We start from the raw sequence: 12266 nt of genomic DNA, 5'->3' as shown, positions 1-12266 counted from the left end.
TCTCTGCCGCCACCATGCGCTCCTTCTTTTCCTTGCTGGCTCTCCTGGCCATCGCCTGCGGCGCCCAGGCCGAAACCCCGCTGAGCTGTGACGACGCCGTCGTCCGCTACACCGCCCCCCAGCTCATCCCGCTGAAGGGGCATGTGGCCGTCAAGCGCCTGGCCGCGCGGCCCGCCGCGCCACCTCAAGATGAGCAAGAAGGCGAAGACAGGCGCTGGGCGCCGCAGCAGACGGCCGCCTTCACGCGCGTGACCCGCCCGGGGCTCAATGGCCCGGACACGGTGGCGCTGGAGATCTTCTCCGTCAAGACGCGTGCGCGCTGGCGCATGGACTTCGACCGCGAGCTCGACAGCGTCGAGGTGCGCTGGGTCAACGATGAACTGATCTTCGTGCGCGCCTGGTGGGGACGCATCGTGTCCACCGACCTGATTCTCGAGCTGGGCAGCGGCCGCTTCCTGTATGCCAAGGAAGCCAACTACGGGCTCCTGACCCAGCCTTGCGAAGAGGGGCGGGCGAAGTAGGCGAATTGCTGGTGTGGTCAGGTCACTTTGCGCGTCAGCATGGACCAGGCATGTGTGAGCAGCATCGCGGATGCGACGCCCAATACCAGCGCGAGTGACCAGGAGCCGGAATACTCGGTCGCGACCAGATGAAAGAGAGCCAGCCGGGACGGCCCCCGCCAGACACCGATGGCGGCACCGTGGGCAGTGAATAGAAGCAGTGCGGCAAGGACGGCGAGTACAGCGGCTCCGGCGCGCGGAGTCGGAGTCGGCGCGGACGTCATGGCGGCTTCACGGCACATCAGAGCCAGCAGGAAGACGAAAACAAAGGCCGCCACCACGATCACCATCTGCAAGAAGTTGAAGCGCGGTTCATTGGACATGCCGTATAGGGCGGCACTGCACATATAGATCAGCAGCCCTTGAAAGGTCAGCCAGAGAAGACTCATCCAGATTCGGCGGGCCGACGTGAGTATGGGCATGGCCAGATCAAGTGGCGCGCTTGGCCGCCACCAGCTCCTCGGCACTCAACACCTTGGGCTTGGCGACCGGCAGGCCCGTCTGCGCATCGAAGAAGGGGCTGGCGCGCCAGGTCTTGCGCAGCCGGCCCTTGATGATGATGCCTATCACCTTGGCGATGCCGCGCAGCATACCGGCGGCCTTGGGCTTGTCCTTGCCGAGGGCACTGTCGACCGCGGTGCGCATCGTGACCGGGCCGAACGAGGCCTCCAGCGAGGCCGTGCCCAGACCTGTATGGAGCAGGCCGACGAAATCCGACTTGCCGTCTGCCAGCGTGTTGCCGATCGGCGTGCGGCAGCAGCTGGCATACCAGCGCACCATGCCCTTGTCCGTCAGGCGGATGCAGGCCAAGTGCTGCTGGCCCTGCGTGAACGCGACATGGGAGGCGGGCAGCTGCACGATGTCGCTGCCGCCCTGAGAGTCCAGCGCGTCCTGCGCGCCCAGATGGCGGGCAAAGGCCTGGCAGTCGGAGCAGTAGCAGACGCAGCGGTTGGACGGGCGCGTGGGCTGCAGCAGGCCGCGGAGCTGGCCGCAGCGGCATTGGATGGCGTGGGTGTCGGGCATGGGGCGGTTGTACCAGCCGCCCTGGGCCGGTTTTGTCATCAGCCTTCAGCGCGAGAGCCGGATCGGTTCCATGACGTGCAGCCACCGGACTTCCGGGTGGGCGGGCAAGGCCGGCCATCGCGGCGACAGGTCGACCTGGCAGGCCAGCTTGACCTCAGCATCTTCGATCGACAGGCTGGCGCCGAATTCATGGCTGCATTGCACCTTGCCCTTGCCCGAAAGGTCCACGCAGGTCCAGCGCAGCGACAGGGCGACCGGCAGCTGCTTGCGCCACAGCAAGTGGACCTTGCCGTCCATGTATTGCTCGCCACTGTGGGCGCGCCAGGCTTCGAAGTTACCGGTGGGCGGCCACTCGAGGGATTTGCGGACCCGGTCCGGCGAGTCCGGCGACGTCCGGGCGGCGTAGCCCTTCAAGGCCCTGGCGGTGAGGGGCTCCAGCGCCCGGCCTGTGAAGAGATCCGCCACGAGTTGCTCGCACCAGGCGGGCGGGCGTCCTTCCCGGCGCACCGCGACTGGCAGCTGCTGCTGCGCGCCGGGCATGCTCTTGATGGTTTTCAGCGCGTCCAGCAGCCATTGCCAGCGCTTTTGCGTGATGGCGTCGGCGTCACGGTCATCCATCCTGCTACGCGATGGCGGCCAAGCCCTGAACATCGGGTTTTCGAGGGCGATCACCGGCTGCCATGGCGGCAGCCGTGACTTGGGCGGCGGGATGAACCAGGTCGGTGCCTTGCGCAGCTGCAGGCCGAAGCCGGCGGCAAAGGAATCCTCGACATGCACCGGCGAAACGGGCAGTCCGAACTTCTTGTCCAGCGCCGCAAGGCCCACGGCTTCGCCGATCTGCCGAGGCGTCGCCACCAGCACGGCATCCATCTCGCGGGCCAGCACCCGGCCCTGGCCGTCTCCGCCCAGCAGCGTTGCGGAGGTGGTGCCGAGATCCATGGCGGCGAACTCCGCAGCCCGCGGTGAAAAACTCCAGTAGCGCTGGCTGCGGCCATCGAGGGCCGTGGTGCGGAAAAGCACTCGAGCATCGTCCAGGACGGCAAGGTCGCCCATGAACTCCACCTCGCCGAACGTCACTTCCTGGTGGGTGCCCATGCTCAGGTCGGTCCAGGTCACGGACGGCGGGTGGAGCCGGACGACATAGCGGCCTTGCTCCAGCAGGGCGACGTCGTCGAAACCGATGTGGTCCTTGTTGCCCGTGGCAACGACGTGCTCGATGCCTGCCACCCAGGTGCCCGATTCGCGGCGCAGGCGCAGCACACCGATCCCACCGGCCTGCGGCACGACGAAACGCCCGGGATCGTGGGCGTCCTGCCGGATGCTCTGCAAGGTCTGGAGGGTCAGCGGCAGCGCCCAGGCCTGCCCGGTCGTGCCGTCCAGCAGCACGAGGGTGCGTTGCGGCGTCAGCGTGATGACGGCGCGCTCGGCGGGCCACCAGCCCACCGCGCGCGATAGTCCGGCAATCCAGAGCAGGGGCTGGCCGGTCGGCAGGTCGAGAAAGCCCAGGGCGTCGCTGGCGACCTGCGTGGCCAGCAAGGCGCCGTTGTCGGCAAGCGCCGTGTTCGGCTCGGAGAAGTAGTTCAGCCGACCTTCGCTGGGCGCCCGCGTCGAGCCCTCGGCGGGTCGATAAGACCAGCGGCCCTCGCGATCGACCAGGAACACGGAGCGTGCCTGCAAGGCGGCATAGGCGGACATCATGTGGGGCGCTCGGCCCACAGGCAAGCCGGCCGTGCCGGTGTCGCCGGGCGCGGCAAGTCTGGCGCCCATGGCCATCAGGCCCTCTTTGCACGCGGCGCTGCCGGCCTCAGTGGGCACGGAGTCCGGGTCCAGCAATCCCGGAAGGGGGACGCCTGCGTTTCTCAGCGTCAGCCGCTGCAGCGGCGCAAACTCCTGCGGCGCCAGTTGCGGCCGCAGGGTCGCCGCTGCCAATGGTTCGGCGACGCAGCCTGGAGCTGCCGGGTCAGGCTGGCCGGGGGCTGCGAAGGCCCGACCGGCGAGTGCGGGCAGCAGCAGGCCCGACAGGGCCAAGCCAAGAAGGTCGGTAGGTCGCATGGAAGTCGACGGCGGGAGCTGCACGAGGATAGTGCAGCTCACCGTGCCGGCTCCGGCTGGCCGTCAGCCGAAATAGCCCAGGTTCTTCACGCTGAAGTTGGCCAGGTGGGGGAAGACGGTGCCGAGGTCGGCCGCGCCGACGCCGAACCAGCTGGCCAGCGTCGCGCTCATCTGGTCCACCGACGTCGTCGGCAGCCAGCGGCCTTCGTCGCCGGTGTCGTCCGGCCCGCCGAGCACGAGCTGGGGCATGCGGCCGTAGAGGCCGCCCTTGACGGCGCCGCCCATGACGAAATGGTGGTTGCCCCAGGCGTGGTCGGTGCCTCCGCCGGAAGCGGGCTGCAGGGTGCGCGCGAAGTCGCTGGCGGTGAAGGTCGTCACCGCGTTGGCGACGCCGAGCTGCTGCATCGCGTCGTAGAAGGCCTTCAGCGCGGGGCCGAGGTCGCTGAAGAGGTTCTGCTGCTGGTTGATCTGGTCGTTGTGGGTGTCGAAGCCGCCCATGCTGACGAAGAAGAGCTGGCGCGTGGCGCCCAGGCCCGAGCGGCCCTCGATCATCTTGGCCACGGTCAGCAGCTGCTGGGCGACGCCGCTGGTGAGGCCGCTGAACAGGCCGGCGATGCTGCCGGTGCCCGAGATGGCCGTGTTCAGCACATGGCTGGCCTTGAGGGCCTGGTTCAGTACGCTGGCGGCGGCGCGCTCCTCGGCATTGCCATAGGGCTGCTGCAGCAGGCTCTGGTAGAGCTGGTAGAGGGGGCTGGCGCTGGGGTTGCTGCCAAAGCCCTTGATGGCGAAGCTGGTGCCGCTGCCGACGGTCAGGCCGGAGCTGGTCGCGCCGTTCATGAAGACGTTGTTGCCGCTGACCGAGAGCGCCATGGGCACGACGCCGCCGGTGGCCTGCAGGTCGGCGATGCGGCCGCCCCAGCCGGCCGTCGACGGCATCGCGTTGCCGCTGTAGGACTGGCCGCGCTGCCATTGGTCCTGCTGATCGTCGTGCGAGAAGAGGTTGCTCGGCCGCTGCGCGTTCGCGGCGTTGAACTCGGCCTTGCTCATGGGCCTGACCAGCGGGCCGACATTGGCCTGCACGGCCAGGCGGCCCTGGTTCCAGATGTCGGCCAGCGGCGTCAGCGCCGGGTGCAGGCCCACGCCGCCGCCGTTCAGCGGCGCCAGCGACGACTGCGGCAGCGTCAGGCCGCCGGCACCCGCCGTGCCACGCGCCCTGGCGTAGGCCGCATAGCCGGCCGTGTCCATGGGAATGACCATGTTGTTGCCGTCGTTGCCGCCATACAGGAAGACGCAGACGAGGGCGCGGTAGTCGCTGCCGATCAGGGGCGCGGCCACCGAGGGCAGGGCGGTGGCGCCGGCGAAGGCGGCGGCGTGGGAGAGCAGATGGCGTCGGGACAGCATTTCAGTTCTCCACGAGATATTCGGGCGACATCGCAGCCAGGAACAGCGCAGCCTTGGCGCGGTCCAGCGGCTTGCTGGCCGGCGCGATCTGCGCCGCCTTCAGCAGCGCGGTCTGCAGGGCGGTGCTGGCGCGGCCGGCGAAGAGCACGCGGTTGATCTCGGCGACCAGGCTGGTCGGCGTGGCGGCCAGGGCCTGCCAGCGCGTCAGGTCGATCTTGGTGCCTGTTGAGCCGGCGACCGTGGCGTCCGGCGCCACGCCCTTGCCGTTCAGGGCCGTCTGCAGCACGCCGCTCAGCTTGAAGGCGGCGCTGGCATTGAAGACGCCGAAGGCCGGGCCGTCCAGGCTGGGGTTGTCGGGCAGGTCCTGGTCGGGCGAGAAGAAGTTGAAGACGCTGGGCGGGCTGTAGATGGTCTGGCCGAGGCTGGCCGCCTGCGAGCGCAGCCAGACGCCGTCGCTCGTGCCACCCATGCTGCGCAGCAGGTGGGTCAGCTGCAGGATGGGCTCGCGCAGCTTGCCGAAGTGGGCAGGCGTCTGCGGCGTGAGGGCCTCGGCGTCGGTCAGGATGGCTGTCAGCACGGCCTTCATGTCGCCGCGCCGGCTGCGCTGGCCATTGATGACGATGCCGCCGTTGAAGGCCCCGGCCACGCGTTGCACATAGGCCGGGCTGGGGTTGGCCGTGACCAGGTGCTGGATCAGCTGGCGGCCGATGAAGGGGCCGACATTGGGGTGGTTGAAGATGTTGTCGATGGCCGCCTCGAGGTCGGCCTGAGCGCTCTGGCCACCCGGCAGCACGGTGCCGTTCAGCAGCTTCTTCGTGCCTTTGTCGTGGTGATCGTCAAAGGCGATCATGGGCGCGGCGTAATAGCTCGGGTTGCCGAACTTGTTCTTGGTCGCGCCGGGCCGTGGCGCATAGGTCCAGCCGGTGAAGGCGTGGGCGAAGCCTTCGACCGTGTCCTGGTCATAGCTGGGCATGGGCTGGCCCCTGGCGTCGAGCTGGACGCTGCCATCGAGGTTGAGCTGCGTCAGGCCGATGGAGAAGAGCTGCAGCACCTCGCGGGCGTAGTTCTCGTTCGGCTCGATGCCCTTGGCCGGGTTGGGCTTGTCGTTGTTGGCCATGTTCAGGAAGCGCCCCATGGCCGGGCTCAACGTCACTTCCTTCAGCACATCGCGGTAATTGCCAAAGGCGTTGCGCAGGAAGATGCGCTGGTAGGTGGCCATCGCGTTGGGCAGCTTGATGACGTTGCCCGACACGACCAGGATCTCCGACAGTGCCAGAGCGGTGCGCTGGCGCAGCTGGTCGGGCTGGTTGACGGCATTGGCGAAGAACTGCACCTGCACCGGGAACAGGCTGTAGTTGTCGCGCTTGCAGGTCGCCGGCGCGCCGGTGGGGCAGCCCTTGCTGGAGTCGGGGTCGACATAGGGCACGTCGCTGAAGTCGGAGTTCGCCAGCGTGAATTGACCCGCGAGCCAGGCCGCGCGGCCGCGGGCCATCACGTCGGCGACGCTGGCCTCCGTCGGCCCGAAGCTGGCCTGGGCGAGAAAGCGGCGCGCCTCGGATTCCGTCATCGACACGGTGGCGGGCGGCATGTCGGACGCGGCAAAGGCGGGCCAGGCAAGGCTGGCCGCTGCGGCCCACAGGCAGAGTCGGGCGAAGGGCATGTTGGATCTCCGAAGCGGCGCGATCTTGGGGGCCGCCGCTCGTGTCGTCTTGCCACCAGTTGTGCAGTTTCGTAAGCAAACGCTGCTGTCCGTTGCCGATCTTGTACGGACTGTCCGCCACCTGTCCGCGGACACATGCCGGCGCGCCAAGTCGTTGATTTGTCACGGCTCGCAGGCTGGCACATCCCTTGCGAAAAGAGGGGCATGAACACCCGCTTCCGCGACACCTCCGAGCAGGACCGACCCCTGGCTCAACCCTCAGGATTGCGCCGGCGCTGGCCCCTGCTGCTGGGCGCCGCCGCCGTGGTCGCCGCCATCGCCCTGCTGGGTGGCGGCCGCGTCAAGCAGATGCTGTCGGCCGACTCCGCCGTCAGCGTGGCCCGCCTGTCCCTGGCCACCGTCGACGTCGCGCCGCTGACGCGCGACGTGGCCGGCGAAGGCCGCGTCGTCGCCGCCCAGAGCCCGACGCTGTTCGCGCCCGGCGCCGGCACCGTGACCCTGGCCGTGCAGGCTGGCGACCCGGTCAAGCGCAACCAGGTGCTGGCCAAGGTCGATTCGCCCGAACTGACCAACCGCCTGGCCCAGGAGCGCAGCAATGTCGACGCGCTGCGTGCCGACCTGGCCCGCGCCGAGGTCGAGGCCCGCCAGCAGACGGCCGCCCTGCAGAGCGCCTACGAGAACGCCCGCATCGACCAGCAGACGGCCCAGAACGACCTGGCCCGCCAGACCCAGGCCTTCGAGGCCGGCGCCACGGCGCGCATGCAGGTCGAGCGCGCCCAGGACGCCCTGGCCAAGGCCAAGCTCGCGCACGACCAGGCCCGCGACCTGCGCGGCATGAAGACCGACAGCCTCAAGCTCGATGTGCAAGCCAAGCAGAGCGCCCTGTCGCGCCAGCAGCTGCTGGTGGCCGACCTGGAGCGCCAGGTGGCCGAGCTGCAGGTGCGCTCGCCGGTGGACGGCCAGGTTGGCCAGCTCTTCATCCCCGACCGCACCAACGTCGCCCGCGATGCCAAGCTGCTGTCGGTCATCGACCTGTCGGCGCTGGAAGTGCAGATGCAGGTCGCCGAGAGCTTTGCCCGCGAGCTGCAGCCCGGCATGCCTGGCGAGATCACCGGCAATGGCCAGCGCTGGGCCGGCCAGGTCAGCTCGGTGTCGCCCGAGGTCGTCAACGGCGAGGTCGCGGCGCGGCTGCGCTTTGCCGGCACCCAGCCCGAGCAGCTGCGCCAGAACCAGCGCCTGTCGGTGCGCGTGCTGCTGGACAAGCGCGACAAGGTGCTGGGCGTGGCCCGCGGCAGCTTCGTCGACGAGGGCGGCGGCAGCTATGCCTATGTGGTGCGCGGCGGCGTGGCCGAGAAGGTCGCCGTCAAGCTCGGCGCTCGCTCGCTGGAACGCGTCGAAATCATTTCGGGTCTCTCGGTGGGCGACCGCGTCGTCATCTCCGGTTCGGACAACTTCAAGGGCGCGGAGCGCGTCCTGATTGCGGATTGAGCGTGATGGGTAATCGGGTTGCTTTTGCGGCTGTCCTTTCGACTCGCTGCAGTGAGCCGGGAGTCCGCCCCGGCATGGCGGGTAACTTTTCTCTGACGCGCCAGAGAAAAGTCACCAAAAGAGGAGCGCTCAATGCAATCCGCACTCGAGTTGGATCAGGCGCTCGCGTTGCTCGGACTGGGGCACGCCCTCAAGCGACCCGCTTCGCTCTCGCTGCTGTCCCTATGACGAGCACCATCCATCGCGCCTTCACGCCGCTTAACGCCGGCTGCACGCCGGGCTCATCAAGGAACACCGAACAGCCGCGTCGCCCGAGCGACGCTGCATTGGGCTGTTTTGGTGAGCACGGCGTGCAGCCGCGCGTTAACAGGTGCGATGCGGCGATGAGCGCCACCGGTGACAAGTCAGACGCGAGAGCGCAGCGGTTCGCATCGGCCCGGCATGACGGTGAGCGTTTTCGCGCGCCGCTCGTCGCGGCGCCGCGGTCGAGTGCGGTTCAGGGCCTCTTCTTTGGTGACTTTCTTCTGGCCCCGCAGAAGAAAGTTACCCGGCCGCCGGGACGGACTCCCGGCACCTGGCCAAAGCGCAAGTGCCACTTAAACAAACCAAGCCCTCGGCAAAGCTGATCGCGACCAACTCAATCCAAACGAACAGGACAACCCCCATGCTCCAGATGGAAAAACTGCAGAAGGTCTACCGCACCGAGATGGTCGAGACCTATGCCTTGCGCGACTTCAATCTGACCGTCAACGAAGGGGAGTTCGTCGCCGTGACCGGCCCCTCCGGTTCGGGCAAGACCACCTTCCTGACCATCGCCGGCCTGCTGGAGGCCTTCAGCGCCGGCCGCTACATGCTGGACGGCATCGACGTCAGCCGCATGGGCGATGGCGAGCGCTCGCGCATCCGCAACCAGAAGATCGGCTTCATCTTCCAGGCCTTCAACCTCATCCCCGACCTCAGCGTGCTCGACAACATCGAGGTGCCGCTGCGCTACCGCGGCATGAGCGGGGCCGAGCGCAAGAAGCGCGCGGCGGATGCCCTGGGCCGAGTCGGCCTGTCGGCCCGCGGCAAGCACTACCCGAACGAGCTTTCCGGCGGCCAGCAGCAGCGTGTCGCCATCGCCCGTGCACTCGCCGGCGAACCGCGCCTGCTGCTCGCCGACGAGCCCACCGGCAACCTCGACAGCGCGATGGCGCGCAGCGTCATGGAGCTGCTCGAAGAGCTGCACCGCGATGGCGCCACCATCGTCATGGTGACCCACGACCCGCAGCTGGCCGCCCGCGCCCAGCGCAATGTGCACGTCATCGACGGCCAGGTCGTGGACCTGACCGCCGAGCTGAAGATGAACCTGGCGATGGCCTGAAATGATGATGCCCCTCGTCCAAGGAGTACCTTGGCCGGTCCCCCGAGGGGACGGCGATGCACGCGGCGTCGAGCCGCGAGCACATCGCGAGCGCGGGCCGGCTAGGGAGCGGCCCGTCGCTCGGCCCGCAAGAACCCTATTTGTCGTCCTCGCGCTGCTGACCGCCCACGCGGCCCGCGCCGACGACCTGCTGCAGGTCTGGGCCCAGGCGCGCGCGGCCGACCCGCTGCTGCGCCAGGCCGCCGCCTTCAACGGCGCCCAGGAAGCAGCCGCGCGTGAAGCCCGCGCCGCCCTGCTGCCGCAATGGAGCCTGCAGAGCAGCGAGCAGCGCGAGAACGGTGGCGGCGGGCGTACGCGCACGACGACCAGCAGCCTCAGCCAGCCGCTGGTGGACCTCGCCGCCCTGCGCGAATGGGACGCCAGCCGCAGCCAGGCTTCGGCCCAGTCGGCCCGCCTGGCCGCTGCCGAGCAGGCCGCGCGCGCCCGCGTCGCCGACGCCTATTTCGGCCTGCTGTCGGCACAGGCCCAGCTGGCCACGGCGCGTGCCAACGAAGAGGCCTTCGCCCGCCAGGTCAGCGAGGCCGACACCCGCTTCAAGGCCGGGCTGTCGGCCCAGGTCGAGGCCGACCAGTCGCGCGCCTACCGCGAGCTGGCGCGCGGCAACACGCTGGCCGCCGAACTCAACCTGGCCGATGCCCGCGAAGCCCTGGCCCAGCTGACCGGCGTGCCCGCCACGACGCTGCAGCCACTGCGCCGCGCCCTCGACGCCCAGGCCCTGCCCGAGGATGCCGAGGCCTGGACCCAGCGCGCCCTGCAGGCCAACCCCGAGCTGCGCGCGCTGCAGCTGGACGTGCAGGCCAGCGAGCAGCGCATCTCCGCCGCCCGCGCCGGCCATCTGCCGACGCTGAGCGTCGGCGTGGACACGACGCAGCGTCGCGGTGACGGCGTGTCGGCCCTGGACGCCGGCCGCACGCCGACCCTGGTCGGCCTGCGCCTGACCGTGCCGCTGTTCGCCGGCGGCTCAGTCGCCGCTGCGGCCGACCGCGCCGGCTTCCAGCGCGACGCCGCCCGCGAGCAGCTCGAGGCCGGCCGCCGTGCTGTGCTGCGCGATGTGCGCGCCCAGCACCTGGCCGTCGGCCAGGGCGCGACGCAGCTGCGCTCGACACAGGTGGCCGTCGAGGCCGCCGAGCGTGCGCTGGAGGCCACGCGCACCGGCCTGACCCTGGGCACCCGCAGCACCACCGATCTGCTGCTCGCCATCCAGACCCTGGCCGGCGCTCAGAACGCCCAGACCCAGGCCCGCCACCGCCATGTGCTCGCCCTGCTGGCCCTGCACCAGGCGGCCGGGTCGCTCGGCGACGCCGAGCTCGCCACCGTCAACGCATTGCTGGAGACACGCTGATGTTTCTTCATTACCTCGAACTCGCCTGGCGCAACACCCTCGCCGCCAAGGGCCTCTCCGCGTTGATGGTGCTGGCCCTGGCCTTAGGGATAGGCGCCTGCATGACGACGCTGACCGTGTATCACGTGCTGTCCGGCGACCCGATCCCGCACAAGAGCGCCAAGCTCTTCAACGTGCAGCTCGACGCGGCCGACATGGTCGGCTGGAAAGCCGGCGACGAGCCCACCTTCGACCTGACGCGCTTCGACGCCACGGCCCTGCTGCGTGAGAAGAAGGCCCTGCGCCAGAGCATGTCCAGCGGCTTCAACACCGCCGTCGGCCTGCCCGATGCCAACACCAAGCCCGTCTTCTCCAGCGTGCGCATGACTTCGGCCGACTTCTTCGCCATGTTCGACGCGCCCTGGCAGTACGGCGGCGGCTGGAGCGCGTCTGACGACGAGGGCGAGGCGCGCGTCGCCGTCATTTCCGCCTCGCTGAACGAAAAGCTCTTCGGTGGCGCCAACAGCGTCGGCAAGGAAGTCATCGTGCGGGGCCAGCCGCTGCGCATCATCGGCGTGCTGAAAGCCTGGAAGGTGCAGCCGCACTTCTGGGACCTGACCCTCGGCAGCTACACCGAGACCGAAGACTTCTACCTGCCCTTCTCGACGGCCATGTTCCTGAAGATGGGCCACTGGGGCAATATGGACTGCTGGGGCCGTGGCGCCGGCACCGGCAGCTCGCTGGACATGAACGCCAGCTGCTCGTGGATCCAGTACTGGGTCGAGTTCGCCAAGCCCGAGGACGCCGCGGCCTACCGCGACTACCTCGCCTCCTACTCCGAGGCCCAGCGCAAGGCCGGCCGCTTCGAGCGCCCGACCAATGTGCGCCTGCGCAACGTGATGGACTGGCTGGGCGCCCAGAAGGTGCTGCCCGCCGACGTGCGCCTGCAGACCTGGCTGGCCTTCGGCTTCCTGGCCGTCTGCGTCGTCAACATGGTGGGCCTGCTGCTGGCCAAGACGCTGCGCCGCAGCGGCGAGATCGGCGTGCGCCGGGCGCTGGGCGCCACGCGCGGCGACATCTTCAAGCAATTCGTTGTCGAGGCCGGCCTGCTGGGCCTGGCCGGCGCGCTGCTGGGCCTGCTGTTCGCCCAGGGCGGACTGTGGCTGGTGCGCCAGACGCCCAACGACTACGCCCGCCTGGCTGAACTCGACGCCAGCATGCTGGCGCTGACGCTCGGCCTGGCCCTGCTGGCCAGCCTGATCGCCGGCCTGCTGCCGGCCTGGCGCGCGGCCCTTGTCACCCCCGCTGTTCAGTTGAAGGTGCAGTGATGAAAGACCT

Annotated in this window: 11 protein-coding genes; 6 read left to right on the top strand and 5 right to left on the bottom strand. The window is 69.2% G+C overall.

Going from position 1 to position 12266, the window contains the following annotated elements; translation table 11 throughout:
- The first annotated feature begins 14 nt into the window (after positions 1-14).
- Positions 15-521 carry a hypothetical protein gene (locus AC07OY_RS08785; RefSeq protein WP_495042176.1) on the top strand — a complete coding sequence of 169 codons (507 nt, stop codon included), beginning with the start codon at positions 15-17 and terminating at the stop codon, positions 519-521.
- A 17-nt stretch (positions 522-538) separates the two neighbouring features.
- On the opposite strand, the gene AC07OY_RS08780 is transcribed toward AC07OY_RS08785, so the two are convergent.
- The 5 genes from AC07OY_RS08780 to AC07OY_RS08760 form a co-directional block, all read right to left on the bottom strand.
- Positions 539-982: a hypothetical protein gene (locus AC07OY_RS08780; RefSeq protein ID WP_495042175.1), complete on the bottom strand. Its 444-nt coding sequence runs from the start codon at positions 980-982 to the stop codon at positions 539-541.
- A 7-nt stretch (positions 983-989) separates the two neighbouring features.
- A complete protein-coding gene (locus AC07OY_RS08775; protein WP_495042174.1) occupies positions 990-1622 on the bottom strand; it encodes a DUF6151 family protein in 633 nt (210 codons plus the stop codon).
- 6 nt (positions 1623-1628) lie between these two features.
- Positions 1629-3635: a hypothetical protein gene (locus AC07OY_RS08770; RefSeq protein ID WP_495042173.1), complete on the bottom strand. Its 2007-nt coding sequence runs from the start codon at positions 3633-3635 to the stop codon at positions 1629-1631.
- A gap of 63 nt (positions 3636-3698) precedes the next feature.
- Positions 3699-5036 carry a DUF1501 domain-containing protein gene (locus tag AC07OY_RS08765; RefSeq protein WP_495042172.1) on the bottom strand — a complete coding sequence of 446 codons (1338 nt, stop codon included), beginning with the start codon at positions 5034-5036 and terminating at the stop codon, positions 3699-3701.
- 1 nt (position 5037) lies between these two features.
- The gene (locus tag AC07OY_RS08760; protein ID WP_495042171.1) at positions 5038-6696 is read right to left on the bottom strand and encodes a DUF1800 domain-containing protein; all 1659 of its coding nucleotides are present in this window, start codon (positions 6694-6696) and stop codon (positions 5038-5040) included.
- Positions 6697-6900: 204 nt separating this feature from the next.
- On the opposite strand from AC07OY_RS08760, the gene AC07OY_RS08755 reads away from it, so the two are divergent.
- The 5 genes from AC07OY_RS08755 to AC07OY_RS08735 all read left to right on the top strand — a co-directional run bounded on the left by AC07OY_RS08755 (position 6901) and on the right by AC07OY_RS08735 (position 12256).
- Positions 6901-8184 (top strand): efflux RND transporter periplasmic adaptor subunit, encoded by a 1284-nt coding sequence (locus AC07OY_RS08755; RefSeq protein WP_495042170.1) that lies wholly within the window; start codon positions 6901-6903, stop codon positions 8182-8184.
- Between the two features lie 224 nt (positions 8185-8408).
- The gene (locus tag AC07OY_RS08750; RefSeq protein ID WP_495042169.1) at positions 8409-8810 is read left to right on the top strand and encodes a hypothetical protein; all 402 of its coding nucleotides are present in this window, start codon (positions 8409-8411) and stop codon (positions 8808-8810) included.
- 38 nt (positions 8811-8848) lie between these two features.
- Entirely contained in the window at positions 8849-9547 is a 699-nt protein-coding gene (locus AC07OY_RS08745) for an ABC transporter ATP-binding protein (protein ID WP_495042168.1), read from the top strand.
- Position 9548: 1 nt separating this feature from the next.
- Positions 9549-10949: a TolC family outer membrane protein gene (locus tag AC07OY_RS08740; RefSeq protein WP_495042167.1), complete on the top strand. Its 1401-nt coding sequence runs from the start codon at positions 9549-9551 to the stop codon at positions 10947-10949.
- Entirely contained in the window at positions 10949-12256 is a 1308-nt protein-coding gene (locus AC07OY_RS08735; protein ID WP_495042166.1) for an ABC transporter permease, read from the top strand. The genes AC07OY_RS08740 and AC07OY_RS08735 overlap by 1 nt, the downstream gene beginning before the upstream one ends.
- Positions 12257-12266 lie beyond the last annotated feature (10 nt).

It is taken from the genome of Roseateles sp. GW821-FHT09H10 (assembly GCF_059415865.1).
Note: the sequence above shows the minus strand (reverse complement) of the source record. Positions and strands in the feature narration are given on the sequence as shown.

Excerpts from the sequence above, each read along its gene's own strand:
- AC07OY_RS08785 (WP_495042176.1), top strand. The coding sequence starts at position 15 with ATGCGCTCCTTCTTTTCCTTGCTGGCTCTCCTGGCCATCGCCTGCGGC.
- AC07OY_RS08780 (WP_495042175.1), bottom strand. The coding sequence starts at position 982 with ATGCCCATACTCACGTCGGCCCGCCGAATCTGGATGAGTCTTCTCTGG.
- AC07OY_RS08775 (WP_495042174.1), bottom strand. The coding sequence starts at position 1,622 with ATGACAAAACCGGCCCAGGGCGGCTGGTACAACCGCCCCATGCCCGAC.
- AC07OY_RS08770 (WP_495042173.1), bottom strand. The coding sequence starts at position 3,635 with ATGCGACCTACCGACCTTCTTGGCTTGGCCCTGTCGGGCCTGCTGCTG.
- AC07OY_RS08765 (WP_495042172.1), bottom strand. The coding sequence starts at position 5,036 with ATGCTGTCCCGACGCCATCTGCTCTCCCACGCCGCCGCCTTCGCCGGC.
- AC07OY_RS08760 (WP_495042171.1), bottom strand. The coding sequence starts at position 6,696 with ATGCCCTTCGCCCGACTCTGCCTGTGGGCCGCAGCGGCCAGCCTTGCC.
- AC07OY_RS08755 (WP_495042170.1), top strand. The coding sequence starts at position 6,901 with ATGAACACCCGCTTCCGCGACACCTCCGAGCAGGACCGACCCCTGGCT.
- AC07OY_RS08750 (WP_495042169.1), top strand. The coding sequence starts at position 8,409 with ATGACGAGCACCATCCATCGCGCCTTCACGCCGCTTAACGCCGGCTGC.
- AC07OY_RS08745 (WP_495042168.1), top strand. The coding sequence starts at position 8,849 with ATGCTCCAGATGGAAAAACTGCAGAAGGTCTACCGCACCGAGATGGTC.
- AC07OY_RS08740 (WP_495042167.1), top strand. The coding sequence starts at position 9,549 with ATGATGATGCCCCTCGTCCAAGGAGTACCTTGGCCGGTCCCCCGAGGG.
- AC07OY_RS08735 (WP_495042166.1), top strand. The coding sequence starts at position 10,949 with ATGTTTCTTCATTACCTCGAACTCGCCTGGCGCAACACCCTCGCCGCC.